This window comes from Kitasatospora sp. NPDC054795 (assembly GCF_053611565.1).
Window position 1 is genome coordinate 37806 of record NZ_JBSHAP010000020.1, and the last position, 25521, is coordinate 63326.

23 protein-coding genes are annotated in these 25521 nt (G+C 73.1%); 11 read left to right on the forward strand and 12 right to left on the reverse strand.

The genetic code is table 11. The features are described from left to right. Window positions 1-156 precede the first annotated feature (156 nt). The gene (locus ACWGJO_RS10095; RefSeq protein WP_452182995.1) at window positions 157-1257 is read right to left on the reverse strand and encodes an LLM class flavin-dependent oxidoreductase; all 1101 of its coding nucleotides are present in this window, start codon (window positions 1255-1257) and stop codon (window positions 157-159) included. A gap of 622 nt (window positions 1258-1879) precedes the next feature. Here ACWGJO_RS10095 and ACWGJO_RS10100 point away from each other — a divergent pair. Together ACWGJO_RS10100 and ACWGJO_RS10105 are read left to right on the forward strand one after the other, a co-directional pair. Continuing rightward, window positions 1880-2467, forward strand: a complete 588-nt coding sequence (locus tag ACWGJO_RS10100; RefSeq protein WP_359901955.1) for a DedA family protein — start codon at window positions 1880-1882, stop codon at window positions 2465-2467. 507 nt (window positions 2468-2974) lie between these two features. Continuing rightward, window positions 2975-4249, forward strand: a complete 1275-nt coding sequence (locus ACWGJO_RS10105) for a hypothetical protein (protein WP_452182996.1) — start codon at window positions 2975-2977, stop codon at window positions 4247-4249. 174 nt (window positions 4250-4423) lie between these two features. On the opposite strand, the gene ACWGJO_RS10110 is transcribed toward ACWGJO_RS10105, so the two are convergent. From ACWGJO_RS10110 to ACWGJO_RS10135, 6 genes are all read right to left on the reverse strand, one after another. Beyond that, window positions 4424-5329, reverse strand: a complete 906-nt coding sequence (locus tag ACWGJO_RS10110; RefSeq protein WP_452182997.1) for an alpha/beta fold hydrolase — start codon at window positions 5327-5329, stop codon at window positions 4424-4426. Continuing rightward, window positions 5326-6411, reverse strand: a complete 1086-nt coding sequence (locus ACWGJO_RS10115; protein ID WP_359901853.1) for a branched-chain amino acid ABC transporter permease — start codon at window positions 6409-6411, stop codon at window positions 5326-5328. Before ACWGJO_RS10115 ends, ACWGJO_RS10110 begins: the two co-directional genes overlap by 4 nt. Window positions 6412-6662: 251 nt before the next feature. After that, window positions 6663-7529 carry a branched-chain amino acid ABC transporter permease gene (locus tag ACWGJO_RS10120; RefSeq protein ID WP_380539014.1) on the reverse strand — a complete coding sequence of 289 codons (867 nt, stop codon included), beginning with the start codon at window positions 7527-7529 and terminating at the stop codon, window positions 6663-6665. Further along, window positions 7529-8299 (reverse strand): ABC transporter ATP-binding protein, encoded by a 771-nt coding sequence (locus ACWGJO_RS10125; protein WP_452183041.1) that lies wholly within the window; start codon window positions 8297-8299, stop codon window positions 7529-7531. The genes ACWGJO_RS10120 and ACWGJO_RS10125 overlap by 1 nt, the downstream gene beginning before the upstream one ends. 95 nt (window positions 8300-8394) lie before the next feature. Next, on the reverse strand, window positions 8395-9162 hold the full coding sequence (locus tag ACWGJO_RS10130) for an ABC transporter ATP-binding protein (protein WP_452182998.1): 768 nt from the start codon (window positions 9160-9162) through the stop codon (window positions 8395-8397). 62 nt (window positions 9163-9224) lie between these two features. Next, window positions 9225-10496, reverse strand: coding sequence for a substrate-binding domain-containing protein (locus tag ACWGJO_RS10135; protein ID WP_387691764.1), 1272 nt, complete (start codon window positions 10494-10496; stop codon window positions 9225-9227). 510 nt (window positions 10497-11006) lie between these two features. Between ACWGJO_RS10135 and ACWGJO_RS10140 the strand changes: the two genes are divergently transcribed. The 4 genes from ACWGJO_RS10140 to ACWGJO_RS10155 all read left to right on the forward strand — a co-directional run bounded on the left by ACWGJO_RS10140 (window position 11007) and on the right by ACWGJO_RS10155 (window position 17166). Continuing rightward, on the forward strand, window positions 11007-11768 hold the full coding sequence (locus ACWGJO_RS10140; RefSeq protein ID WP_452183000.1) for a CoA transferase subunit A: 762 nt from the start codon (window positions 11007-11009) through the stop codon (window positions 11766-11768). A 4-nt stretch (window positions 11769-11772) separates the two neighbouring features. Next, window positions 11773-12468, forward strand: coding sequence for a 3-oxoacid CoA-transferase subunit B (locus ACWGJO_RS10145; protein WP_452183002.1), 696 nt, complete (start codon window positions 11773-11775; stop codon window positions 12466-12468). Window positions 12469-13035: 567 nt separating this feature from the next. After that, window positions 13036-15138: a glycosyltransferase family 2 protein gene (locus ACWGJO_RS10150; RefSeq protein WP_452183003.1), complete on the forward strand. Its 2103-nt coding sequence runs from the start codon at window positions 13036-13038 to the stop codon at window positions 15136-15138. Between the two features lie 96 nt (window positions 15139-15234). Then, window positions 15235-17166 (forward strand): galactose oxidase-like domain-containing protein, encoded by a 1932-nt coding sequence (locus ACWGJO_RS10155; protein WP_452183005.1) that lies wholly within the window; start codon window positions 15235-15237, stop codon window positions 17164-17166. 125 nt (window positions 17167-17291) lie between these two features. Here ACWGJO_RS10155 and ACWGJO_RS10160 read toward each other — a convergent pair whose 3' ends face one another. From ACWGJO_RS10160 to ACWGJO_RS10170, 3 genes are all read right to left on the reverse strand, one after another. Next, a complete protein-coding gene (locus tag ACWGJO_RS10160) occupies window positions 17292-18350 on the reverse strand; it encodes a glycoside hydrolase family 6 protein (protein WP_452183006.1) in 1059 nt (352 codons plus the stop codon). Between the two features lie 187 nt (window positions 18351-18537). Next, entirely contained in the window at window positions 18538-19266 is a 729-nt protein-coding gene (locus tag ACWGJO_RS10165) for a uracil-DNA glycosylase (protein WP_452183007.1), read from the reverse strand. A 262-nt stretch (window positions 19267-19528) separates the two neighbouring features. After that, entirely contained in the window at window positions 19529-20308 is a 780-nt protein-coding gene (locus ACWGJO_RS10170) for an HAD-IIA family hydrolase (protein ID WP_387691752.1), read from the reverse strand. Window positions 20309-20582: 274 nt separating this feature from the next. Here ACWGJO_RS10170 and ACWGJO_RS10175 point away from each other — a divergent pair, with 274 nt between their 5' ends. Both ACWGJO_RS10175 and ACWGJO_RS10180 read left to right on the forward strand, forming a co-directional pair. After that, complete coding sequence (locus ACWGJO_RS10175) at window positions 20583-21659, forward strand: Gfo/Idh/MocA family oxidoreductase (RefSeq protein ID WP_452183008.1); 1077 nt, start codon at window positions 20583-20585, stop codon at window positions 21657-21659. Between the two features lie 55 nt (window positions 21660-21714). Beyond that, window positions 21715-22317, forward strand: coding sequence for a hypothetical protein (locus ACWGJO_RS10180; protein WP_452183009.1), 603 nt, complete (start codon window positions 21715-21717; stop codon window positions 22315-22317). Here ACWGJO_RS10180 and ACWGJO_RS10185 read toward each other — a convergent pair. Both ACWGJO_RS10185 and ACWGJO_RS10190 read right to left on the reverse strand, forming a co-directional pair. Beyond that, window positions 22304-22726: a type II toxin-antitoxin system VapC family toxin gene (locus ACWGJO_RS10185; protein ID WP_380701554.1), complete on the reverse strand. Its 423-nt coding sequence runs from the start codon at window positions 22724-22726 to the stop codon at window positions 22304-22306. The genes ACWGJO_RS10180 and ACWGJO_RS10185 overlap by 14 nt on opposite strands. After that, window positions 22719-23003: a type II toxin-antitoxin system Phd/YefM family antitoxin gene (locus ACWGJO_RS10190; protein ID WP_359901889.1), complete on the reverse strand. Its 285-nt coding sequence runs from the start codon at window positions 23001-23003 to the stop codon at window positions 22719-22721. The genes ACWGJO_RS10185 and ACWGJO_RS10190 overlap by 8 nt, the downstream gene beginning before the upstream one ends. Before the next feature lie 138 nt (window positions 23004-23141). On the opposite strand from ACWGJO_RS10190, the gene ACWGJO_RS10195 reads away from it, so the two are divergent. Genes ACWGJO_RS10195 through ACWGJO_RS10205 form a run of 3 tightly spaced genes read left to right on the forward strand, consistent with a single transcriptional unit; the run spans window position 23142 to window position 25486 of the window. Beyond that, complete coding sequence (locus ACWGJO_RS10195; protein WP_452183010.1) at window positions 23142-23555, forward strand: hypothetical protein; 414 nt, start codon at window positions 23142-23144, stop codon at window positions 23553-23555. A gap of 3 nt (window positions 23556-23558) precedes the next feature. Then, window positions 23559-24959 (forward strand): hypothetical protein, encoded by a 1401-nt coding sequence (locus tag ACWGJO_RS10200; protein ID WP_452183011.1) that lies wholly within the window; start codon window positions 23559-23561, stop codon window positions 24957-24959. Then, window positions 24956-25486 carry a hypothetical protein gene (locus ACWGJO_RS10205; protein ID WP_452183012.1) on the forward strand — a complete coding sequence of 177 codons (531 nt, stop codon included), beginning with the start codon at window positions 24956-24958 and terminating at the stop codon, window positions 25484-25486. Before ACWGJO_RS10200 ends, ACWGJO_RS10205 begins: the two co-directional genes overlap by 4 nt. The last annotated feature ends 35 nt before the right edge of the window (window positions 25487-25521 follow it).

Sequence of the window (25521 nt, forward strand, 5' to 3'; positions counted from 1 at the left end):
GGAGATGCGGGGCGGGCGACCGGGCCCGGCCGCCGCGGCGGACGCGGCCGGACGGCGGGCCGTCGGTCCCGGTGCCCGGTCACGCTGCTCGGTCACGCCGGGCGCCGTCGGTCCCGGTGCCGTCAGGCCGTCGAGCTCACGCCGCCGCCGTCGAGGTCACGCCGCCGTCAGGCCGTAGGCCTCGGCGATCAGGCCGTACGAGCGGAGCCGGGCCTCGTGGCCGTGGATGTGCGAGGTGACCATCAGCTCGTCCACGCCGGTCCGCTTGCGCAGCGCCTCCAGCCCGTCGGCGACCCGGCCCGGGTCGCCGAGCACGACGTTGTCGAGCCAGCTGTCGATGAAGTCGGCCTCGACCGGGCTGTACGGGTGGTCCTCGGCCTCCTCCGGGGTGGGGATCGGGCCGGGGTTGCCGCGCCGCAGGCGGAGCATGCCGAGGGCCGCGGAGCGGGCGAGGCGCCGGGCCGAGGGCTCGTCGTCGGCGGCGACCGCGCTCACGCCGATCAGCGCGTACGGCTCGGCGAGCACGGCGGAGGGGCGGAAGGACGAGCGGTAGAGGTCCAGCGCCGGGATGGTGTTGGTGCTGCTGAAGTGGTGGGCGAAGGCGAACGGGAGGCCGAGGCGGCCCGCCAGCTGGGCGCTGAAGCCGGAGGAGCCGAGCAGCCAGACCGGCGGGCGGCCCTCGCCCCGGGGGACGGCGGTCAGCCGGGCGTACGGGTGGCCTTCCGGGAAGTCGCCGTCGAGGAAGTGGGTCAGCTCGGCGAGCTGCTGCGGGAAGTCGTCCGCGCCTTCGGCGAGGCCGCGGCGCAGCGCCCGGGCGGTGGCCGGGTCGGTGCCGGGGGCGCGGCCGAGTCCGAGGTCGATCCGCCCCGGGTGCAGGGCCTCCAGCAGGCCGAACTGCTCGGCGACGGCCAGCGGGGCGTGGTTGGGGAGCATGACACCGCCGGAGCCCAGCCGCAGCGTCGTGGTGTTGGCCCCGAGGTGGGCGAGCAGGACGGCCGGGGTGGAGCTGGCCACTCCGGGCATGCCGTGGTGCTCGGCCACCCAGAAGCGGTGGTAGCCCCACTGCTCGGCCCGGCGGGCCAGTTCGGTGGTGGCGGCGAGGGCCTCGGCGGGCGTGTGGCCGACGCCGACGGTGGCGAGGTCGAGGATCGAGAGCGGCGCGGGCGCCGTCCCGCGGGCGGTGCCGCGGATCGCCGCGCCGGCCGCCGGTCCGGTCTGCGGTCCGGTCCCGCGCTCCTGGTGGTCCTCGGTGGTCATCCCGTCCGCCCTCCTGGCCGCCGTCCTCGGGCCGGCCGTCGTGGGTGACCGCGCGGTCCCGGATGGCCCGCCGGTCGCTGTCGCCGAGGGGGGTCAACCACGGCCGGGGCCCCGCTGTTCCCGTTTTCGGAGTGTCGTCCGGCCACGGTCCGAGCGGGTTTCGGCCATTTCGCGCGGAAGTCGACCGACCGTTCGGCTGACGCAGAGCCAGCGGGCGGACACGGCTGGCGACTTCCCGCCAGCGCCGGAAGTCGCCAGCGCCAGGACTCGCGACCGGGGGCCGGCGTCCGGCAGGCTGGGGCCGGGAGCGGGTCGCCGGAGCGGGATCCGCACTCCACCAGCAAGATCGTCGGGCTGGACCAGCACCGGACGATCACTGCGAGCCCTCGGCGCGGCACCCCGCCCCGGGGGCTCGTTCGGTTTCGGCGGCGGTCCTCCACCCGGGCGCCCCGGACCGGCCCGGACGCGCAGTTCCCCGCCCCACGGCGCGGCCGGAATCAGCGACCGTGACCCATGCCATACCGGGGTGCTTCATGGCATGAAAAGTCGAGGCGCTAGCGTTGACCCCTGCAGCCACCTGCTCCCTCGGGAGGCGTGGAGGGAGTAAAGGGCCTTGAACTTCGTGGCGGCGACCGGATCCTCGTGGATCTGCGCGCTGGCGCTCGTCGCCGTGCTCGGGGACGCCCTCCTTCCGTTCATCCCCAGCGGAACACTGGTCATCCTGGCCGTGCTCAAGACCGCGCAGATCGACGGTGCGCCCCTGATGCTCGGGCTGGGCGTGGCGGTGGCCTCCTTCCTGGGCGACCTGCTGCTGCTCAACCTGGCCCGGCGCGGCGCCCCGGTGCTGCACCGCCGGCTCGCCCGGCGCCCCAAACTGGCGGCCAGCGTGGCCCGGGTCCAAGAGGCCCTGATCGAACGCCCTCACGGGGCGGCCGCCGCGATGGTGGTGGTCGCGCGGTTCGTCCCGGCCGGGCGGACCGTCCTCGACCTGGCCATCGGCCACTCCCCCGCCCATCCGCACCGGTTCCTGCACTGGTCGGCACTGGCGGCGCTGGTCTGGGCCGCCTACATCGTGACGCTGGGCTGGCTGAACAGCCACTGGTTCAACACCGCCTGGCTGAGCCTCGTGGTCTCCTGCGCGGCGGCCACCGCCATCAGCACCGCGATCGCGCGCATGGTGCGCCGCACCCGGCGGCTCGCCGCACTCTGACGGTCCGCCCAGCGGCCGCTCCCGGCCGACCCTCCGCCCCTTGCGACGGTCCCGCTGCGGCGGCCCCCTTTCCCGTGGTCCCGCGCGGCTTCCGCAGTCCCGCCCGGGCCGGCACTCCTCTTTCCGCACGTCTTTCCGCACGCCCGCCCGGGCCGGCCCTCCCCTGGCGGGCTTCGGGCCTCCCGCCCCCGCAAGGGGCAAAAGTTTTCCCAAAAGGGCGACCGATCGGGCCGAACGACGACGAACTCCGGTGGCGGGCCGATCGACCGGCGGTAGCGTACTGACCGGGCCGCACGGGGTGGGAAGCGTCACAGGACGGCAACAGTCGGCGCATCCCCGCAGCCCAGCCGGATGCGCCAGGCGTGTTGGGAGTCGTCAGCGCTCGGCGACCTTGGAAGCCGCCGCGGCGACATGACATGCTAACGGCGGAATACTCATCAATTGCCCGATTTGACCGGTGCGGCCGCGGGCCGCCCTCACCACCGGCATCGGTACCCAGGGGAGACCATGACCAGCATCTCGCGCAGGACGGTGCTCAGTGCAACCGCCGCGACCGCGGCCCTCGGCGCGGTCGCGGCCTGCTCCAGCGGCGGATCCGGCTCGGGACAAGGTGCCTCCTCCTCCGGACCCGGCGGTACCGGCACCACCCAGGGCGGCGGCCCCGGCCCCCAGTCGGCGGTGCCCAAGGGCGCCCCGATCGGCGACGGTTCCAACGCGGACACCGGACCGCAGCCGAACCAGCCCAAGCCCGAGAAGCTCAAGCCGGGCGAGCGGCCGCCGCAGTTCGTGGTCTTCTCCTGGGACGGCGCCGGCGGCACCGAGGACGGCCAGTTCCCCCGCTTCCTGAAGCTGGCGGAGCAGCACAAGGCCACGATGACCTTCTTCCTCTCGGGCATCTACGCCCTCCCCAAGGGCAAGGCCGACCTGTACCACCCGCCGAAGCACTCGGTCGGCGCCTCCGACATCCCGTACCTGTCGGACGGCGCGGTGAAGAGCACGCTCAAGCTCATCAGCCAGGCCTGGCTGGCCGGGCACGAGATCGGCACCCACTTCAACGGGCACTTCTGCTCCAGCCGCCCGGACAAGAACGGGGTCAACATGTGGACCCCCGAGGACTGGCAGAGCGAGATCGACCAGGCGATCGGCTTCGTCACCCAGTGGCGGACCAACACCGGCTTCACCGACGTCGACCCGCTCCCCTTCGACTACAAGAAGGAGCTCATCGGCGGCCGCACCCCGTGCCTGGAGGGCCAGAAGGCGCTGCTGCCGACCATCGCCAAGCTGGGCTGGAAGTACGACGCCAGTTCCTCGGGCGGCTTGCAGATATGGCCGCAGAAGGTGCAGGACGGCAAGGTCTGGGACTTCCCGCTGCAGTCCATCCCGTTCCCCGGGCACACCTTCCAGGTCCTTTCGATGGACTACAACATCCTGGCCAACCAGTCCAGCGGCAGCACCAAGGGCGACCCGGCCAAGTACGGCGACTGGCGCACCCAGGCCACCAACTCCTACCTGGCGGGCTTCGAGCGCGCCTACAACAGCAACCGCGCGCCGTTCTTCATCGGCAACCACTTCGAGCAGTGGAACGGCGGCATCTACATGGACGCCGTCGAGGAGACCCTCAAGACCGTCGCGGGCAAGCCCGACGTCCGGCTGGTCTCCTTCAAGCAGTTGGTCGAGTGGCTGGAGGTGCAGGACCAGTCCACCCTGCGCAAGCTGCGCTCGCTCAACGTCGGCCAGGCGCCGGCGGGCGGCTGGGAGAGCTTCCTCGGCACGGCGGGCTGACGCGCCGAGGGGCGCGGGAACGGGCCACCGGCACCGGCCGGCGGGGGTCGGAGCCCTCGCCGGCCGTTGGCGTGCCGGTCGCTGTCGTCCCGGCCGTTGGCGTGCCGGTCGCTGTCGTCCCGGCCGTTGGCGTGCCGGTCGCCGGTGTTTCGGCCCGCCCCCGAGCCCGGCCGGTTACTCGGCGGCGGGGGTGTCCGCGAGCAGGTTGCCGACGATGCGGTCCGCCCCGGCCGCGCCCCAGAGGATCGAGTAGTGGTTGGTGCCGGGCACCGGTGCGGCGGGCACCCGGTCCGTGTCCAGCCGGGCCAGTTCGAGCCGCGCGTGGTCGTAGAGGCCCTGCGGCTCGTCGAGCAGGCCGCGCTCGGCCCAAAGCAGGTCGGCCGGGCAGGGCAGCCGGTGCACGGCGCCGGCCGCGTCCTCGTCCAGCAGGACCTGGGCGCCGTCGATCTGTACGGCCTCCAGCACGCAGGAGGAGCGCAGTTCGGGCTCCGTGCCGACGAGGTCGCGCTGGGTGTAGGCGTCGATCCCCTCGGTCCACTCGCCGGCGAAGGCGGGGTGCCCGCGCCAGAACTCCCGGTAGGCGTCCCGGTCCGGGAAGGTCGTGGACAGCCGGGCCAGCGCGGGGCCGAGCACCGCGGCCAGGGCGTCCTCCTCGCGGACGCCCTGCGGCAACGGGAAGGTCACCGCTCCGTCGACCAGCAGGACGCGGCGGACCAGGTCGGGGTGCCGGACGGCGGCCAGGGCGGTGACCCAGGCCCCCATCGAGTGGCCGACCACCGTGACGGGCCCCGGGCCGAGGGCGCCGATCAGCGCGGCCACGTCGTCGGCGTGCCGGGCCAGCCCGTACGGTCCGGCGACCGAGCGGCTGGCGCCGCGGCCCCGCAGGTCGGGCGCGAGCAGGGTGACCCGGCCGGCGAGCCGGCGGGCGACCTCGTACCAGGCGAGGCCGTTGGCGGTGATGCCGTGCACCGCCACGATCGTGGGGGCCTGCGGGTCGTCTGCGGGCCAGCGCAGGACGGCCAGGTCCCCACCGGGCACGGGGACGGTCAACTCCTCGGGCTTCAGCGGCGACTGGCTCACGCGGGGGTACCTCCGGTGGGGTGGGCGGTTCCGAGACCGGCCGGCACCGAGGCGGAGCGGGCGGACCGGGCGGTGCGGATGCGGGCAGGCAGTCTAGCCAGGCCGCCGGGCAGCAGGTAGACCACGGCGACGAACAGGGCGCCCAGCAGGAACAGGGGTTGGGAGAGCGGCACCCGCAGCACCGCCGGCAGGTCGGCGACGGTCGAGGAGTTGGCGAGGTCGCCGAGCCGGTGGCTCGCCCAGGTGTACAGGACACCGCCGAGCAGCGGTCCCCAGCGGGTGCCGGAGCCGCCGAGGACGACCATCACCAGGAGCGCGAGCGTGGCGTCCGAGGTGGCGGCCTGCGGGGTGGCGCCACCGGTCAGCAGCAGGTAGACCACCCCGCCCAGCCCGGCGAGCCCGCCGGCCAGCACGAAGGCGACCAGCTTGTAGCCGTAGGGCCGCAGTCCGAGCACCTCGACCCGGCGTTCGTTCTCCTTGATGCCCTCCCAGACCCGGCCCATCGGCGACTTGACGGCCCAGTGGACCGCGGCGACGGTCAGCACCAGGTAGCCGACGGCGATCCAGTACAGGTTGGCGGTGTTCTCGATCCCGAGGAGGCCGGCGGGCAGCAGGTCGGCCGGGGCGGAGCGGCCCTCCTCGCCGCCGGTGACCCCGCCGGGGTTGCGCTGGACGAGGATCGAGCCGGCCTGGGCGAAGGCGAGGGTGACCATGGAGAATCCGATGCCCGTGACGCGCAGGCTGACCGAGCCGAGCAGCAGGGCCAGCAGCACGGAGCAGGCGACGCCGAACACCGCGGCGGCGGCGAACGGCAGTCGCAGCTCCAGCATGCCGAGATCGGTGGCGTACAGGCCGGTCGCGAAGTAGAGCGCGTGGCCGAAGGAGAGCAGTCCGGTCCGACCGAGCAGGAGGTCGTAACCGGTGGCGAGGGCCCCGTAGAGCAGGCACAGGGCGAGCAGCTGGAGGCTGCCGGGGCTGCCGAGCGGGCCGTCGAGCAGTCCCGGGACGGGAAGCGCACTGTATGGGGCGACAAGGAACGTGATCAGCAGGGCGATCGGCCACCAGCGTAGCGCTCTGTGCATGCCTGTCCAGCGGTTAGTGACTGAATCACCTGTTCGAGGGATGGCGTCGGGCCCGTTCCTGTGTTCACAATGGGTCTCGGCAAGGCCGGTGTCAGTCCCCCTTGCCACAGTGGCGGTGTCGGCGGAGCTGGTGTCAGTCCCCTCTTCCGGCACGGCGGTCACGGCAGGGCCGGTGTCAGTCCCCCCTGCCGGAGCGGCGGCGCTGCGGCTCGCCGCGGGGCCACCGGTGCTCGTGATCGGTGTTTCGGCGCTCACGCGAGCCTCCCGGTGAGTCCACGGGGTCGGACGAGAAGCAGGACGGCGAGCAGGACGACGACCGAGAGGTCGCCGAGACCGGCGCCGGTGTAGTAGTTGGCGAACTGCTGGACGAGGCCGACGCCCACCGAGGCGACGGCGGCTCCGGTCACGGAGCCCATGCCGCCCATGACCACGACGACGAAGGCGAAGATGAGCAGGCCGGTCCCCTGGCCTGGATTGACCGAACCGAAGTAGAGGCCGCCGAGGGCGCCGCCGAGCGCGGCGGCCGCCCCACCGAGGGCGAAGACGAGGGTGAACGCCCTCCGGACATCGATGCCGAGCGCCGTGACCATCGCCCGGTCCTCGACGCCGGCCCGGACGATCAGCCCGTAGCGGGTGCGGGCGAGGAACAACCGAAGAGCGAGCAGCAGCAGTGCGGCGGCGGCCACCAGCACGAAGCGGTTGACCGGGACGGTCGCCCCGAGCACGTGCCAGGTACCGGACAGCAGTTCCGGCTGGGGGAAGGGACGGGAATCCGCGCCCCAGACCCCCATCAGCAGGGCGGGTACGGCGAGCCCGACCCCGACGGTGGCGAGGATCTGGTCGCGCGGGCGGCTGTAGAGCGGCCGGATCAGGAAGAGCTCCAACAGGACGGCGGCGGCCGTCCCGACCAGGGTGCCGAACGGCACCGCGAGCCAGAAGGAGAAGCCGGCCTCGGCGCCGGCCCACCAGGTGGCGTAGGCGCCGATGGAGAGCAGGGCGCCGTGCGCGAAGTTGAGCACGTCCATCAGACCGAAGATCAGCGACAGACCGGAGGCGACCAGGAAGTACAGCGCACCGAGACCGAGTCCGGTACAGGAAAGGAGGACGACGGTGTCCATCAGGGCTTCACCTCGGCGGTGACGACGGGGGCGGCCGGGGAGGCGGCGGGCCGGGGCCCGCCGGCGAGCGGGTGGCGGGAGCCGACGCCGAGCAGGCGGCGGGCGGCTTCCTCATCGGCCAACAGCTCGGCGGTGTCGCCGCGGTGGGCGGTGCGGCCGTCGGCCAGGACGGCGCAGGTACCGGCCAGTCGGCGGACGAGGGCGAGGTTCTGCTCGACCAGCAGGACGGGCACGGCCTCGGCCGCGCGCGCCAGCACCTCGGCCACCTCGGCGACGATCTTCGGGGCCAGGCCCTTGGTGGGCTCGTCGGCGATGATCAGCCGGTTGCGGTTGAGCAGCGTCCGGCCGATCGCCACCATCTGCTGCTGGCCGCCGGAGAGCGTCCCGGCCAACTGCCCGGCCCGCTGCTTGAGTTCGGGGAAGAGCTCGTGGACGAGTGCGTAGTCCGGTTCACCGGCCGCGCCTCCGCCTCCGCTCCCGGCGGCGCGCTCGGCGAGGCGGAGGTTCTCGGCGACCGTCAGGCCGGCGAAGATCCCCCGGTCCTCGGGCGCGTAGCCGATGCCGTGACGAACGACCAGATGCGTGGGAAGGGAGGAGAGCTCGGATTCGGAGAGCCGGATGCTTCCGGTGCGCGGCACCAGGCCCATGACGGCCTTGACGGTGGTGGTCTTGCCGGCGCCGTTGCGGCCCAGGAGCGCGGTCACCCCGGCGGGGGCCACGTCGAAGTCGACCCCGTGCAGGATGTGCAGCCCGTCGATGACCACCCGCAGATCGCGGACGGAGAGGAGGGGGACGGTGTCGGAGGACGGCGAGGAGGCGGAGCGCCCCGAAAGAGTGGGGCGCTGAGCGGAGAACGGAGAGGAGGTCACAACGCCTCACCCAGGTAGGCCTGTTGCACGGTCGTGTCGGCCATCACGGCCTCGGGGGTGTCCAGGGCGAGCAGCGTGCCGTGGTGCATCACCGCGAGCCGGTCGGCCAGGCCGAGCAGGACATCCATGTGGTGCTCGACCATCAGGACGGTCCGGCCCAGGTCCCGGTGCACGGAACGGATCAGCTCGGTGAGGGCGGGCACCTCCTCCGCGCTGACCCCGGCCATCGGCTCGTCCAGCAGGATCAGCCGGGGCTCGGAGACCAGCAGGACGGCCAGCTCCAGCTTGCGCTTCTCCCCGTGCGAGAGCGCACTGGCCAGGGTGTCGGCGCGGTGGGTGAGGTCGGTGCGTTCCAGGGTGTCGGCCAACTGCTGCTCGTACCGGTCGGCGCGACGCCAGAGCCGGTACGAGGCGCGCGGCCCGGCCGCCGCCTGGGCGGCCAGGCGGACGTGGTCGGCGACCGTCATCCCCGGCCAGAGGGAGGAGGTCTGGAAGGTGCGGCCGAGACCGCGGCGGGCCCTGGCGTGCACCGCCTCGGTGGTGACGTCCGCGCCATCGAGGTGGAGGCTGCCGCGGGTCGCCGGGTAGATGCCCGAGATCAGGTTGAAGAGGGAGGTCTTGCCGGCGCCGTTGGGCCCGATGAAGGCGATGAACTCGCCTTCGCCGACCGAGAAGGAGACGTCCTCGACGATCGGCACGCCGCGGACGGCCCAGCCGAGCCCGTCCAGGCGCAGCACCGGGGAGGAGGACGCGGAGGAACGCACGGACGAGGAACCCTGAGCGGAGGAGGAGGAAGGAGTGGAGGCAGTACGGGCGGGCATCGGGATCAGCCCGCCATCGGGGTGACCGGGGGCGCTGCCTCGTCCGCGGTCAGGGTCTTCTCCACCGAGGGCTTGGCGGCGGCGCCACTGCCGGTCAGCCGCACCTGGAACATCGGCTGGAGCAGGGCGTGGTCCTCGGCGCGGACCGTGGTCTTCCCCTTGACCCCGTCGAAGCTCCAGCCCTCCAGGGCCTTGACCAGGGCCGAAGTGTCGTCGGCGGAGCCGTGGTTGGACTCGACGGCGTGCACGATCATCTGGGCGGCGGTGAAGCCGTCCGGGGTGAAGATGTCCGTCTTCCCTCCGGCGGCGGAGACGGCTTCGGTCATGGCCTTCTCCACCGGGGTACCGGCGGCGCCGTCGAAGTAGTGGTTCAGGAAGGAGATCTTCTCGCCTGCCGGGCCGAACAGCGGGTAGGAGGCGGCCAGGTCGAGGCCGGTGACGACCTTGGTGTCGGCGAACACGTCCTGCTGGTTGAGCGCCGTCCACAGGGCCGAGGCGGTGTCGCCGGCCCAGGCGACGAACAGCAGGTCGGGCTTGGCGGTCTTGGCCTGGGTGGCGAAGGGGGTGAGGTCGGTGGCGCTCGGCGGGGCGAGCACCTGATCGACGGTCGCGCCCTCACCGCCGAGCACCGCCTTCACCGCGGCCACGTTGGCCTGGCCGAAGGCGTTGTCCTGAGCAAGCACGGTGACCTTCTTGCCCTTGGCGTCACCGACGAACGAGGCCGCGGTCTTGATGTCCTGGTAGGACTGACGGCCGGAACGGAAGGTGTACTTGTTCAGACCGGTGGCCTTGTCCGCGGCGGCCGGGCCGCTGATGAAGAGCACCTTGTTCTGCGCGGCGATGGGGCCGACCTGGAGGGCCACGCCGGAGGCGGTGGAGCCGGCCAGCACCTTGTAGCCCTTGCCGATCAGGTCCTTGGCGGCGGAGACCGCCTTGGCCGGGTCGCCGGCGTCGTCCTGCTCCTCGAACTCGATCTTGTGCCCGTCGACCGCGCCGGTGCCCTTGGTCGCGTAACTCAGGCCGGCCTTGAAGCCCTCCAGGTACTGCTTGCCGTAGGCGGCCAGCGGCCCGGTCCTGGAGTACACCAGGCCGACCTTGATCGGGCCCTTGGCGCCACCGTCCGCCGCGCTCGTCCCGGCCGTTCCGGCCTTGGCGCAGCCCGAGGCGAGCAGGACGCAGGCCGCGAGGGCGGCGAGCTTCCGGGCCGGGCCGCCGGTCAGGGAGTCGCCCGGACGGGCGCCGGCGGCGGTCCGGGAGGGGGCTGTCGAGCTGCGCATGGTGACCGACTCCTGAGGTGCGGCGGGGTGAATGCGGGAACCGTAGGTGTGCGGTGGGAGTGGCGACATGTGCCCAGTTGACGCATCAGCCCGTCCGGATGTGGTTCCGGCCGACATACCGCCGGGCCTCCGGGGCCCTCCGGGCACCCGGGTGTGTCCTGTCGACACGACTCCGCACCCATCCATGGGGGTGGCTGCCATGGTTGCGGCGGCCCCCGCCCGGTGACGGTGGAGGGGCGCGGAGCCCGTCCGGCGGCAGCCACCCCAGCGGCGTACCCGCCCGGTCCGGCCCAGGCAGGACCCCAGCCCGGCCTGGTACGGCCACGGGCTCCGCGCGGTTCCCGGGCCCGCCGGCCGTCCCTCCCCGCTCCCCGTCACCTCCTGGCCGTCACCTCCTGGCCCGCTGCCCCTCCCTGCCCCGCCGTTCCGCCCCTCCCCTCTCCTCCCTCCCCTCTCCTCCCACTCCCCTCCTCCCACTCCCCTCCTCCCACTCCCTCATGAGGTGATCCCTTGGACAAGGTCCTGGACTCCCCCGCCGACGCGGTCGGGGACATCCCCGACGGCGCGGTGCTGGCCGTCGGCGGCTTCGGCCTCTGCGGCATCCCGAGCACGCTGATCGGCGCCCTGGCCGACTCCGGCACCACCGGACTGCGGGTGGTGTCGAACAACTGCGGGGTGGACGACTGGGGGCTGGGCCTGCTGCTGCGGGCCGGCCGGATCACCCGGATGACCTCCTCGTACGTCGGGGAGAACAAGGAGTTCGCCCGGCAGTACCTCTCCGGCGAGCTGGAGGTGGAGCTGACCCCTCAGGGCACCCTGGCCGAGCGGCTGCGGGCGGGTGGTGCCGGCATCCCCGCGTTCTTCACCCCGGCCGGGGTCGGCACCCAGGTCGAGGAGGGCGGGCTGCCCTGGCGCTACGCGGCCGACGGCTCGGTGGCCCTGGCCTCCCCGCCGAAGGAGGTCCGGGAGTTCGGCGGCCGCCGGTACCTGCTGGAGGAGGCGATCACGGCGGACTTCGCCCTGGTCCGGGCCGAGGTGGCGGACCGGCACGGCAACTGCGTGTTCCACGCCGCCGCCCGGAACTTCAACCCGCTCTGCGCGGCGGCGGGCCGGATCACCCTGGTCGAGGCGGACCGGATCGTCGAGCCCGGCGAGCTCCCTCCGGACGCGGTGCACCTGCCCGGGGTGTACGTCGACCGGGTGGTGGCCGCCGACCCCGAGGACCGCCGCATCGAGCGCCGCACCGTCCGCCCCGCACTCCAGGAGGCCTGACCCGATGCCCACCGAGACCGCCGCCCCCACCCCGGCACCCACCTCCGCACCCGCCCCCGACCTCGACCTCGACCCGCGCAACGCCCTAGCCGCCCGCGCCGCCCGCGAGTTGCGCGACGGCCAGTACGTGAACCTGGGCATCGGCCTGCCCACCCTGATCCCCAACCACCTCCCGCCGGGCGTCGAGGTGGTGCTGCACTCGGAGAACGGCATCCTCGGCGTCGGCCCGTTCCCGGAGGAGGGCGCCGAGCACGCCGACCTGATCAACGCCGGGAAGGAGACGGTGACGGTCGCTCCCGGCGCCTCGTACTTCGACTCCGCCTTCTCCTTCGGCATGATCCGGGCCGGGCGGATCGACGTCTCGGTACTCGGCGCGATGCAGGTGTCGGCCACCGGGGACCTTGCCAACTGGATGATCCCCGGCAAGATGGTCAAGGGCATGGGCGGCGCGATGGACCTGGTGCACGGGGCCCGCCGGCTGATCGTGGTGATGGAACACACCGCCCGGGACGGCTCGCCGAAGATCGTCGACGAGCTGTCACTTCCGGCGACCGGTCGCGGAGTCGTGGACCGGATCGTCACCGACCTCGCGGTGATCGACGTGACCCCGGAGGGGCTGCGGGTGGTGGAGACGGCGCCCGGCGTGGACTTCACGGAGGTCCGGGCCGCGACCGGCGCCGCCCTGCTGCCTCCGCGCTGACCGGCCCGGCCCCGGGCGCAACGGCCGGATCGCCCGTGGGGCGGTCCGGCCGTTGCGCTGCCCCGCAGCCGCCCCCGCCCCTGCAACCGCGACCGCGACCGCGACCGCGACCGCCCCTCTCAACAGTCCTCCGCCGCACCCGAGTTCCACGGATCGCCGCCCGGGCCCGGGCGAATTCACCGCAATAGCACCAACGCCCGCCGGACCGGCCGGGAACCGTGGCATCTTCATGCTTGGGCGGCGGCGATCTCCCGGATTGGTTGCGATCACCGGTGCACTCGGGGAGAGTTGATGGGGCCAAGGATCCCGGAGCGCCCGGAGGGGAAGCTGGAACGTGCATCGGGATCCCGGATTCGAAGCCCCCGTACCGACGCGCGACAGAACCGGCGGAACCCGGCGAATGCGCTGGACGGCCCGGGAACTGCCTGAGAAGCGCAGTTCACCCGGTCCCGTTCCAGCCGCTTCCGGCCGGTTCCACCGGCTTCCACCCGGACGGCTCCGAGTCGAGGCAGGCCCACGCGAAGGCCGAGCGAGCCGAGCACGGAGCGAACTCCGGGGGGAGCAGCCATGACCACGCCGTTCTCGCGGCGAAAGGGCGCCGGAACGGCCGGCGGGCGAGGTGCCGGGCAGCTGGACGAGGCCGCCCTCAGTGCCGTTCCCGCACCCGAAGCTCCGTACGACTACGGCCACTTCAGCCGTCTCGCGGGCCCGGCGTACGACCCGGACGAGGACGACGAACTCGGTGGCGGCGTCTACTGGCCCGAACCGGCCGCACCGTACGGCCCCGCTTCGGCGAGCGCCCCGCACGCCTCTCCCCCGCACGGCCCCACCCCGTACGAGCCACCGCCCGCGGCCCCCTACCGCGTCCGGTACCGCAGCCTGCTGCGTCGCGAGCCGCACCGGATCCGCGCCGCGCTCCTGATGGTCGCCGCCCCGGTGGTGGAGGCGGTGCTGCTGGTCTGGCTGCTGCTGCCGGAGCACTGGCCCGAGCGGCTGGACGAGACGAACACCCTGGTGCTGCTCGGCGACAAGGTGATGATCGGCATCATCGCCGTCGTCGAGGTGTTCCGGCTGGTCAACGTCGTCTCCAACACCCACGCCACGCTGGTCGCCCGTGACCCGGTCCCGGTGACGCCGGTGCCCGGCACCCGGGTCGCCTTCCTCACGACCTGCGTGCCGGGCAAGGAGCCGCCGGAGATGGTCCGGGCCACGCTGACCGCGGCCCGCGCCGTACGACACGACGGACCCTACGACGTCTGGCTGTTGGACGAGGGAAACGATCCTGCAATGCGGGAGCTCTGCGCCGAGCTGGGCGTGCGGCACTTCAGCCGCGCCGGCCGGCCGCAGTGGAACCGGCCGAAGGGCAGGTTCCGCGCCGGCACCAAGCACGGCAACTACAACGCCTGGCTCCAGGCCCACGGCGACGACTACGAGTTCTGGGTGTCCGTGGACACCGACCACGTTCCGCTGCCGGACTTCTGCGAACGGATGCTCGGCTACTTCCGCGACCCCGACGTGGCATTCGTGGTCGGCCCCCAGGTGTACGGGAACTACCGCAGCTCGGGCTCGGCCGTCACCAAATTCTCCGAGAGCCAGCAGTACCTCTTCCACGCCCTCGTCCAACGCGCCGGAAACCGTTACGGCGCGCCCATGTTCGTGGGCACCAACAACGCCGTCAGAATCAGCGCGCTCCAGTCGATCGGCGGGTTGTACGACTCCATCACCGAGGACATGGCGACCGGTCTGGAGTTCCACCGCAGCCGAAACCCGGAGACCGGAGAACGCTGGAAGTCCGTGTACACCCCGGACGTGCTCGCGGTCGGCGAAGGACCGTCCTCCTGGACCGACTTCTTCTCCCAGCAACTGCGCTGGAGCCGCGGCACCTACGAGACCCTCTTCACCCAGTACTGGCGGGTGCTGTGGCAGCTGTCCCCCGGGCGGTTGCTCAACTACACGCTGATGGTCGGCTTCTACCCGATGGCGGCGCTCACCTGGCTGCTCGGCGGCCTGTCCAGCGTTCTCTACCTGGGCTTCGGCGCATCGGGCGTGCACGTCTCCTCGGAGATCTGGATGATGCTCTACAGCGACGCCGCCGCGCTCCAGCTCCTGCTCTACACCTGGAACCGCAAGCACAACGTGAGCCCGCACGAGCCGGCCGGCTCCTCCGGGGTCGCCGGAATGGTGATGTCGGCGCTCTGCGGCCCGGTCTACGCGGCCTCGCTGCTCCAGTCGCTGCTGCGGGTGCGCAGCCGCTTCGTGGTGACGCCCAAGGGCCGCTCGGCCAGCACCGACCGGCTCGGCACCTTCCGCTTCCACCTGTTCTGGACGCTGGTGTTCGGCGGCGCGATCACCGCCTCCTACGTCACCGGCTACGACCACGCCGCGATGCGCGCCTGGGCCTGGATCGCCCTGGTGCTCACCCTCCTGCCGGTCCTGATCACCGCCGGCGACGCCGTCCGCCGCCGCCGGACCCGCCCCACCGCCAACCTCACCGTCACCGGCGGCCCGACGGCCACCCCGACGGTCCTCCTGGAGAAGCGCCGCCCGCGCCACGCCCGCGACCCCCGCACCTCGCCGCCCGCACGCACGGCACCGGACCCGTCGCCCAGCCGGCCCGCACCCGACCGCCCCGCACCCGACCGCGCCGGCAGCGGCACATCCCCTCACTGACAGCACCCGCGGACAGCACCCGCCGACCCCTGCCCACCGAACAGAGCCCAGCCCCCCAGCCCCGTCCTCGACCGCCTCCCGAGGGGAGCACCCACCGTGAAGATCCACAAGGCCGGCCGCACCAAGCGCCTCGCCCTCGGCAGCACCGTCGCGCTGACCGTGGCCGGGATGAACGCGCCGGCCGTCCTCGGCTTCGCCTCCGAGCAGTACCACCACTACGTGATCAACCGCCCCGAGTACAAGGCGCAGTACGGCCACTGGCAGACCCTGTCGCTGCCCGCCGAGTTCCGGGTCAACGCCGTGCACGCGACCCTGCTGCGCACCGGCAAGGTCCTGATCGTGGCCGGCTCGGGCAACGACGAGAAGCAGTTCAACGCGGGCACCTTCAAGAGCCTGCTCTGGGACCCGGCCGCGAACACCTACAAGCTGGTCCCCACCCCGGCCGACATGTTCTGCGGCGGCCACACCTCACTGCCGGACGGCCGCGTTCTGGTGGCCGGCGGCACCCAGCGCTACGAGAAGCTGGCCGCCGCCGTGAAAAAGGCGGCCGGCATCATGCGGGTGCGCAACGAGAGCCCGGAGCGCGACCGGACCTTCCCCAAGGGCACCGTCTTCGTCGCCCCGAACGGCCACGAGTACGCCAGCACCGCCCCGGTGACCGTCCCGGCCGCGACCAAGACCGGCTCCGGCCGCGAGACCGTGGTCACCGCCGGCGAGCAGCGAGTGTACGTGGAGGCGGTCGGCCCGGGCCCGGACTACGTCTCCGACTCCCCCGCCCAGTACCGGATCAAGGGCCTGAGCGGCACCGACGCCCACAACATGTACGGACAGAACGAGAAGCTCACCCTGGACAAGCAGGAGTACCAGGGCATCCGCTCCGCCTTCGAGTTCAACCCGGACACCGAGCTCTACGAGCCGGTCACCGACATGGCCCACGCCCGCTGGTACCCGACGCTGACCGGGCTGGGCGACGGCCGGGTGGTCACCGTCTCCGGCCTGGACGACACCGGGGAGATCCTCGACGGCAACGACAACGAGGTCTACGACCCGAGGACCAAGTCCTGGTCCAAGGGCCCCGACCACTACTTCCCGACCTACCCGGCGATCTTCCTGACCACCTCCGGCAAGCTCTTCTACTCCGGCTCCAACGGCGGCTACGGCCCCGGCGACAAGGGCCGCGAGCCCGGCTTGTGGGACGTGTCGACCGGGGCCTTCCAGCCCGTCCCCGGCCTGCGCGACCCCAACCTCACCGAGACCTCCTCATCGGTGCTGCTGCCGCCCGCGCAGGCGCAGAAGGTGATGGTGCTCGGCGGCGGTGGCGTCGGCGAGTCCCCGCTGTCCACGGCCCGCACCGACATCGCGGACCTGTCCTCCCCCGCGCCCGCCTTCACCCCGGGCCCGGACCTGCCGGCCGGCGGCACCCGCTACCTCAACAGCGTGATCCTCCCGGACGACACCGTCTTCACCACCGGCGGCTCCAGCGGCTACCGCGGCCGGGGCGACAGCGACCTGCTCAAGGCGCAGGTGTACCACCCGGACACCAACAGCTTCAGCACCGCCGCCGAACCGGCCGTCGGCCGCGACTACCACTCCGAGGCGCTGCTGCTGCCGGACGGCCGGGTCGCCGTGCTGGGCTCCAACCCGCTCTTCGCCGACAAGGCCGAGACCCGGCCGGGCGGCTTCGAGCAGCGCATCGAGATCTACACCCCGCCGTACCTGTACCACGGCGAACGCCCGCAGCTCGGTGCCGTTCCGCAGGCGGCCGGGCTCGGCGGCACGCTGGCCGTCGGCACCGCACGGCCCGAGGCGGTCGCCGGCGCCAAGCTGATCCGGCCGAGTTCGGTCACCCACGTGACGGACGTCGAACAGCGCTCGGTGGCCCTTGACATCGCCGGACGGACGGCGGACGGCGTCTCGCTGACCCTGCCCCGCAACCCCGACCTGCTGCCGCCGGGCTGGTACATGCTGTTCCTGACGGACGCCGCCGGCACCCCGTCGGTCGCCCGCTGGATCCAGGTCACCGCGTAGCCGCTACAGCCCCGCACCGTCACAGGAGGCCCGCGCCGTCACGCCCGGGCCCGCACGGCCGGCCGGGACAGGCACACACGGGCCCGCGCCGCCGCACGGTCACGCCCGGGCCGGCGCGGGCGGCCTCAGCGCGCCGCCTGCGCCAGCCCGAGCGCGTACGGCAGCCAGAACTCGCCCGCCCGGGGCTCGCCCCGGCCGCAGTCGCCGTCCGACTCCCCCGGGTTCTTGATCCACAGGTAGGCGTCCACCCCGGGCCGGCCGGTCTCGGTGGTCGGCCGCTCGCCGAGCGCCCGCCCGGGCGGGTTGCACCAGGAGTCGCCGCCCAGGGCCCCGTTGCCGCTGCGGCTGGTGTCGATGACGAAGTTCTTCCCGCCCAGGGCCGCGGAGAGCCTGGCGCCGTACGCCGCGTTCCGCGCGGTGTCGTAGAAGTTGGCGACGTTCACGGCGAAGCCGTCCGCCGCCGCGATGCCCGACTTGCGCAGGGCGGTGGCCAGTTCGTCCGGGTCCTGCGCCCAGCCGGGGTTGCCCGCGTCCAGGTAGACCCGCGCGTTCGGGTTCTTCTTCAGCTCCTGGACGGCGAAGGCCAGCAGGCCGTACCGCTCGGCGGCCAGGTCGCCCTTGATCCCGCAGGTGTCCAGGGTGTGCGCGACGGCGTCCGGCTCCAGCACCACCCAGGCCTTGCGGTCGCCGAGGGCGTGGGCGACGCCGGTGATCCAGGCCCGGTAGGCGGCCGCGTCGGGGGCGCCGCCGGCCGAGTACTGGCCGCAGTCGCGGTGCGGGATGTCGTAGGCGACGAAGACCGCCGTCCGGCCCGCCTCGGCGGCCCGTCGGCTCACCTGTTCGGCGATCTCCCCGGCGCCCTGCTCGCCGAGCCACTGCGAGGAGGGCTGGGCGGCGATCCGCAGCAGTTGATCGGCCTCCGCCGTCCGGCCCTGCCCGCGCAGCGCGGACACCTGGTGGGCGGCGTTGGTCCGGTCGGAGACGTAGAAGGCCTGGCCGGGAAGCTGGGCGAAGCCCGCGCCCGCCGCCGCGCCGTCGGCCGCACCCGCGGCGGACGGAGCGGACCCGGTTCGCGGCTCGCCGCCGTCCGACCCGCTGCAGCCGGACACGGCCGCCAGTACCACCCCGGCCAGCAGCGCCCCCACGGCCCCGCGCAACGCCCCTGCCCGCCCCAGCCCGTGCACGTACCGCTCCTCCCCGGGACCGGTCCGGCGACCGGTCGGCACCAGCTAAGCACACCCGGCACCGGTCGACGCCCACCGTCGGTGAACGCCAAGTGGCCGTGGGCGGACGGGACATCGAACCCGTCCGGTCCACGGCCACCGGCGCCCGGAAGTGCTCAGGGACGCGCGGCGGCGCTCCGGCGGGGGCTCACGCCTCCTTCAGGTTCGGCACCTGCCAGTCGATGGCCTCGGCGCCGAAGGAGTCCAGCGCGGCATTGATCTGCGAGAACGGACGGCTGCCGAAGAACAGCTTCGCCGACAGCGGCGACGGGTGCGCCCCCTGCACCACCACGTGCTTGGCGGTGTCGATCAGCGGCAGCTTCTTCTTCGCGTAGTTGCCCCACAGCACGAAGACCACGGGCTCCTCGCGGTCGCTCACCGCCTTGATCACCGCGTCGGTGAACTTCTCCCAGCCCTTCGCCTTGTGCGAGTTGGCCTCGTGCGCGCGGACCGTGAGCACCGCGTTGAGCAGCAGTACACCCTGCTCGGCCCAGTGCATCAGGTAGCCGTTGTCCGGGGCGGGGATGCCCAGGTCGGCGTCCAGCTCCTTGAAGATGTTGCGCAGCGACGGCGGCGTCTTGGTGCCCGGCAGCACCGAGAAGCTCATGCCGTGGGCCTGCCCGTTGTCGTGGTACGGGTCCTGGCCGAGCACGAGCACCCGGACCTTGTCGTACGCGGTGGCGTCCAGCGCGGCGAACTCCTGGCCGCTCGGCGGGAACACCTCGTGCTCCGCGCGCTGGGCCGCCACGAAGGCCGCCAGCTCCGCGAAGTACGGCTTCTCCGTCTCGGCGCCCAGCACCCCGCGCCAGGACTCGGGCAGCTCCAGCCCGCCGCCCTCGCCGGCCTCGACCACGCCCGCCTCGACCGTGTCCGTCACGACATCTACCTCCAACACCGCGGCTGCTGCGCCGCACGCCCTCTTTCACCCCGAACGCTACACAGCCCCACCGACAACTCACGCCCCCGGAGCGGGTTCCGGGCCACGGCCGGCGTCCGCCCGACCCCTCCCCGGGTACGCAGCGGCCCTGCCCCGGGTGCGCAGCACGCCCTCCCCGGATACGCGGCGCCCCCTCCCCGGATACGCAGCGGCCCCGCCCCGGCGACCGGCCGGAACGGGGCCCACGACAGCACCGCGGAGGTCAGACCAGCTCGACCAGGTCCGCGATCGACTGGACCACGCGAGTCGGCCGGTACGGGAACCGCTCCACGTCGGACGCGGCGGTCAGGCCGGTGAGCACCAGGATCGTCTCCATGCCGGCCTCCATGCCCGCGACGATGTCGGTGTCCATCCGGTCGCCGATCATCACCGCCGTCTCGGAGTGGGCGCCGGCGGTGTTCAGCGCCTCGCGCATCATCAGCGGGTTGGGCTTGCCGACGAAGTACGGCTCGACGCCGGTCGCCTTGGTGATCAGCGCCGCGACCGAGCCGGTGGCCGGCAGCACGCCCTCCGGGGAGGGGCCGGTCTCGTCCGGGTTGGTGCAGATGAACCGGGCGCCCTGGTTGATCAGGCGGATCGCCTTGGTGAGCGCCTCGAAGGAGTAGGTGCGGGTCTCGCCGAGCACCACGTAGTCGGGGTTGTTGTCGGTCAGCACGTAACCGGCCTGGTAGAGGGCGGTGGTGAGCCCCGCCTCGCCGATCACGTACGCCGTGCCGTTCGGCCGCTGGCTCTTGAGGAACTTGGCCGTGGCCAGGGCGGAGGTCCAGATGCACTCCTCCGGCACCTCCAGCCCCATCCCGGCCAGCCGGGCGCTGAGGTCGCGCGGAGTGTAGATGGAGTTGTTGGTGAGGACCAGGAACGGCTTGCCGGACTCCCGCAGCTTGCGCAGGAACTCCTCCGCCCCGGGAATCGGCGTGCCCTCGTGGATGAGGACCCCGTCCATGTCGGTCAGCCAGGACTCGATGGGCTTGCGGTCTGCCACGTGCGTTTCTCCCGAAGTGTTGCAGCGTCTTGCGTCGTACGAGGGCCCTGACCCGGCACAGCCTAATCCGCCCGGGTGTGCGGGAACAGGACGTCCCGCCCACCGGACCGGCGCCGCCCCGGCCTCCCGCACCCGCGTCACCTGCCGCTTCCACCGGCCCGGCGCCCACCCCGAGGACCCTCCCCGAGGACCCTCCCGCCCGGGCGCCCTCCGCACTCCCCGGCGCCGTTCACCGAACCGGGAGCAATCGGGCACCTCGTGATTGAGTAGGCGCATGAACCCGAAGACGACCCCCGGCCCGTTCCGCGTCGGCCTGATCGGCTACGGCCTGGCCGGCTCCGCGTTCCACGCGCCGCTGATCGCCACCACCCCGGGGCTGCGGCTGGACGCCGTGGTCACCGCCAACCCGGACCGGCGCGCCCAGCTCGCGCGCGAGCACCCCGGCGCCCGCGCCGTGGACACGCCCGAGCAGCTGCTCGCCGACCCGGACGCGCTCGACCTGGTCGTCATCGCCTCGCCCAACCGCACCCACGCGCCGCTCGCCCGCGCCGCGCTGCGGGCCGGCCTGGCCACCGTGGTGGACAAGCCGCTGGCCGGCACCGCCGCCGAGGCACGGGAGCTGTGCCGGCTCGCCGAGGAGCGGGGCGTCCTGCTCTCCGTCTTCCACAACCGGCGCTGGGACGGCGACTTCCTCACCGCGACCCGGCTGGTGCGCGGCGGCGCGCTCGGCCGGGTGCACCGCTTCGAGTCCCGTTTCGAGCGCTTCCGCCCCAAGCCCAAGCCGGGCTGGCGGGAGCTGGCCGACCCGGCCGAGGTCGGCGGCACGCTGTACGACCTGGGCAGCCACCTGGTCGACCAGGCGCTCACCCTGTTCGGACCGGTCGAGACGGTGTACGCGGAGATCGACGTGCGGCGCGACGGCGCGGTGGTGGACGACGACGCCTTCCTCGCCCTCACCCACACCTGCGGCACCCGTTCGCACCTGTGGACCAGCGCCGTCACCCCGCTGATCGGGCCCCGGCTGAGGGTCCTCGGCGACACCGCCGGCTACGTCAAGCCGGGCATGGACCCGCAGGAGGCCGACCTGAGGGCAGGCCTGCGCCCCGACGGCACCCACCCCTGGGGCGCCGACCGGCCCGCGCAGTACGGCACCCTCGGCACCGACGAGTCCGCGATCTCGCTGCCCACCGACCCGGGCGACTACCCCGCCTTCTACGCGGGCATCGCCGCCGCCCTGACCAACCCGGGCACCCCGCCCCCGGTCGACCCGCGCGACGCGGTGGCCGCCCTCGCCGTTCTGGAGGCCGCCCGCACCTCCGCCGCGACCGGGACGGCCGTCCGCCCGGGCTGAGGAACGCCTCGCCGGAACCTGCCGCCCCCGCGGACCCGCCTCCTACGATGAGCGGATGAGCAGTCAACGGGGGCGGCAGATCGACGCCGACGAGCGTCGTGACCGCGAACGGGCGTGGTCCGCCGAACAGAAGAAACGCGAGAGCGCGTGGACCGCGGAGTTCGAGGCGCGGCAGAAGGCGCAGCAGGCCGAGGCGCGCGAACGCGAGCTGGTCACCTCCATCGCCGCGAACCGGGCCGCCTGGGCGGAGGGCCGCCGGACCGGAGCCGACGCCCTCGGGTACATCGACGTCACCGGGCCCGACGCCGTGACCGTACGGATCGCGGTGGTGTGGCTCGGACGGTTCAGGGCGACCCGGAAGCGGCTGAACGACTACAACCCGTTCCGGAACGTCGATCCGGGCGGCGGCGAAGGACTGATCGTCCTCGTTCCGTACGCCGTGCTCGTGGGCCTGGACTCCGGGCTCCGCTGGCTCGTCCTGCAACTGCTCGGCCGCCCGCTCTGGGCCGTCGCCGCCAAGGCGGGGAGCGACCGGGACAAGCGCGGGGGCAACACCGTCCTGCTGCGCACCCGGGACCGGGCAGTGGCACTGCGGCACGCGGCCGCCCTGGCCGACCGGGTCGAGCAGGAGGGGGCCGCCGCCCTCACACCCCGATGACCTCCACCGCCGAGCCCAGCCCCCGGAAGTCCGCGACGTTGCGGGTGTACAGCGGCAGCCCGTGGGCCGAGGCGACCGCGGCGATCATCAGGTCTATCCGGCGCGGGCGCGGCTGCCGCCCGGCGGCGATGGTGAGCGTGACCAGCGTCCCGTAGCGGGCGGCGGCCGCCGCGTCGAAGGGCAGCGGGTCGAAGTCCGCCATCGCCGCGCCCAGCACTTCCAGCCGGGCCGCCCGGCTGGCCGGGTCCCGGGCCATCGACACGCCCTGCTGCAGCTCGGCGAAGGTGATCGCGGTCAGCTCCGGCACCGCCGGCAGGTCGGACGCGTTGAGCAGCGCCAGGTCGATGTAGACGCAGGTGTCCAGCACCCCGGCCGGCCGCCTCCGGGACGCCCTGCGGCGCTCAGCCACGCCGCCGCTCGAACGGGTCGTCTCCCTCGTCCCCGACCAGTTCCTCGGGCCCGAAGTACTCCTCGGCCTCCTTGCGCATCTGCTGGTGGTCCACCCGCGGCAGCTTCACGTGCCGCGCCACCAGCTCCTCCGCCGTGAGCCGCCGACGCCCGGACACCGGCCGCAGCTCGGCGACCTCGACCCCGTTCCTGGTGATGTGGAAGGTCTCGCCCGCCTCCACCGCGTCCATCACCGCGGCGGAGTTGTTCCGGAACTCCCGCTGGGTAATCGTCTTCACCCTTCCAAAGTAGCCCCGCGTAGCCCCGCCGGCTACACCCCGAACGACCCCCGCCCCCTTCCCCCGAAACCCGCCCCCGCCCGCGCCCGATCGGCTAGGTTCGACCACAGACCATTCGAACAGAGGGGGGCTTCTGTCGTGTCCGGAACCAGCGAGAAGGACCTGAATCCCTGGCTCTACGGCCAGGACGCGCCACCACCACGGGATCCGTTCAGCCCGCCCCGCACAACCGGGCCCTGGACGGGAACCGCGGGCCCGTCCGTCCTGGTGCAGCCGGCCGTGCTCCAGCAGGCCGCCGGTGAATCGCGGCGGATGCGGGGTGAGCTGCAGTTCTCGGTCGGCCGCGTCGAACCCGACACCGCCGCGGCGGTCCAGGCTCTGGCCGGCGGATTCGCCACCGGACCCGCGCTGTCGCAGGCGCTCACCTGGTGGAAGGCCCGCTGGACCAGCCTCGACAACCGGCTCGGCCTGACCGCGGACCGCCTCGACGCCACCGCACGCGGCTACCGGGCGGCCGACGGCTCCGCCGCGGCCGGCTTCAAGGGGCCGTGAACCATGGTGACCTTCGCCCTGCTCCGCCACGCTTCCTTCGCCTCCCTCGACCATGCGGGCGGCACCTGGAACGGCGTCTCCGGCCACCTGGAGCACCTCGCCGGCCAGCTGCGGTCCGGTGTGCTCCATCCCCTCTCGGGAGGCGGCGGCCCGTACGCGTCCCCGGCCGCCGGAAGCCGGCCCTGGACCGGCGCGGCCGCCGATGAGGCCGTACGGGAGATCGGCTTCCTGGCCGACGAGCTGCACGCGTTCCACTACGAGGCGCTGGCCGTCGCCGCCGCGCTGCACCGTGCCCGGAAGGCCTTCACCGAGGCCCAGCAGAAGCTGCTGCGAGCGATCGGCGATGCCGAGGGCCTGGGCGCCACCGTGGCCGACGACGGCACAGTCACCCTGCCCGACCTGCCGCCCGAGGAGCGAAACGACCCCGAGGCGATCGCCTACCGGAAGCGGAAGTGGGACGAACTGCAGCACCACGTCCAGGACATGACCGCGGCACTGACGGCGGCCACCGAGGCCGACAACGCCGTGGCCGCGGCCCTGCGCGCGCTCGACCCGGAGGAGGTCGACCCGGCGACGCATCCGGACGGGGCCGCCAACGCCCTGAGCGATCTGGAGACGGCCATGGGCATGCCCACCGATCCCGCGGCCCGGAAGGCCTGGTGGGCCGCGCTCGACCCCGCGCTACGGGCCGGGGTGCTCTCGGCCGATGCGGGCAACCTGATCAAGGCAGGGATCCTGGGGCCGACGGAGTACGAGTGGTCGTCGCCGGACAAGGGGGCCGGTCCCTGGGGAGTCCGGGAACCGGGCATCGCCGACCAGGTGATGCGGGTGGAGGTCGCGAGCATGGTCGGCGGCGGTGCGCTCGCCGGCTACCCGGACGCCGCCCGCAACATGGCGCACTACCTGGACGGCAACGGAAAGCCCCTGATTCTGGCCGTCGAGCCCATGCTTCGCGACGACGCCGGCTTCCGGGCGAGCGCGGATGCCCAGCTGGCCGCCAACAGGGACAAATGGCGTCAGGCCGCAGTGGAGGCGTTCGAGAAGTCGGGGGGAGTGCCGGTCGCGATCCCTGTCGAGAGTCCGGTCGGCACCCGGAGGTTCGATGATCTCAACTGGTACCGCGCAATCGGAGGCCACCAGTACCTCACGTCCGGAGTGGTGACGGCCGTCCCAGGGCCGGACGGCAAGCCCCAGGTGTCACTGCAGTACCAGGTCAATGTCTGGGACCGCTACAACTGGGACGAGGGCAAGAGCACGCCGATCGCCGGAACCACCATCACGGACCACGACATGGCGACCTTGCACCAAACGGGACTGGCCCAGGAGTTCGACATCGTCGGCAGGACCAAGCCGATCACCGTCCGACTCGACGAACAGACCGCACCCGGGGGAAGGACGCCATGACACGGAAGCAACGGTGGGTGCTGCTGCTGGCGATCGTGGTGCCGCTGGTGCTGGCGGGAGCCGCCGTGGGAGGGCTCCACTGGCTGCGGGAGTGGGACCGGCATCCGGCGCCGGACAGCGGGCGGCCCGGGTCGTGGACGACGGTCACGTCGGAGTTCGTCGGGGAGTTCTCGCGCGTGCGGCCGCCCGCGTCGGCAGGCGAGGTGCGTTGGGCCTACCAGAAGGGGTTCCAGGACGACGCCGCGTACCTCTCGTTCCGGCTGCCGCCGGGTGAGGAGGAGCGGTTCCTGGCCGGTCTCGGGGCGGTGGTGAAGCCGAGCGTCGGGAACCCGGTCGACAGCGGTGCGCTGGAAGGGTTCCGGCACGCGGGTGCACCGGATCCGGGGGCGGCGGGCCCCTTGCGGGAGGGTTCCTTCCTCGCCGAGCCGCTGCCGGGGCACAACAAGCGGCTCGCGGCGAGGCTGTGGCTGGCGTCGGAGGCGGACGGGGGCGCGCGGGTGTGGGTGTACTCGATGGACGCGCCGTAGGGGATTTCCCCGATGGAGCGGGAACCCGGTGCGCC

Excerpts from the sequence above, each read along its gene's own strand:
- ACWGJO_RS10135 (WP_387691764.1), bottom strand. The coding sequence starts at position 10,496 with ATGCGCAGCTCGACAGCCCCCTCCCGGACCGCCGCCGGCGCCCGTCCG.
- ACWGJO_RS10095 (WP_452182995.1), bottom strand. The coding sequence starts at position 1,257 with ATGACCACCGAGGACCACCAGGAGCGCGGGACCGGACCGCAGACCGGA.
- ACWGJO_RS10115 (WP_359901853.1), bottom strand. The coding sequence starts at position 6,411 with ATGCACAGAGCGCTACGCTGGTGGCCGATCGCCCTGCTGATCACGTTC.
- ACWGJO_RS10180 (WP_452183009.1), top strand. The coding sequence starts at position 21,715 with ATGAGCAGTCAACGGGGGCGGCAGATCGACGCCGACGAGCGTCGTGAC.
- ACWGJO_RS10145 (WP_452183002.1), top strand. The coding sequence starts at position 11,773 with ATGCCCACCGAGACCGCCGCCCCCACCCCGGCACCCACCTCCGCACCC.
- ACWGJO_RS10205 (WP_452183012.1), top strand. The coding sequence starts at position 24,956 with ATGACACGGAAGCAACGGTGGGTGCTGCTGCTGGCGATCGTGGTGCCG.
- ACWGJO_RS10150 (WP_452183003.1), top strand. The coding sequence starts at position 13,036 with ATGACCACGCCGTTCTCGCGGCGAAAGGGCGCCGGAACGGCCGGCGGG.
- ACWGJO_RS10175 (WP_452183008.1), top strand. The coding sequence starts at position 20,583 with ATGAACCCGAAGACGACCCCCGGCCCGTTCCGCGTCGGCCTGATCGGC.
- ACWGJO_RS10105 (WP_452182996.1), top strand. The coding sequence starts at position 2,975 with ATGACCAGCATCTCGCGCAGGACGGTGCTCAGTGCAACCGCCGCGACC.
- ACWGJO_RS10120 (WP_380539014.1), bottom strand. The coding sequence starts at position 7,529 with ATGGACACCGTCGTCCTCCTTTCCTGTACCGGACTCGGTCTCGGTGCG.
- ACWGJO_RS10200 (WP_452183011.1), top strand. The coding sequence starts at position 23,559 with ATGGTGACCTTCGCCCTGCTCCGCCACGCTTCCTTCGCCTCCCTCGAC.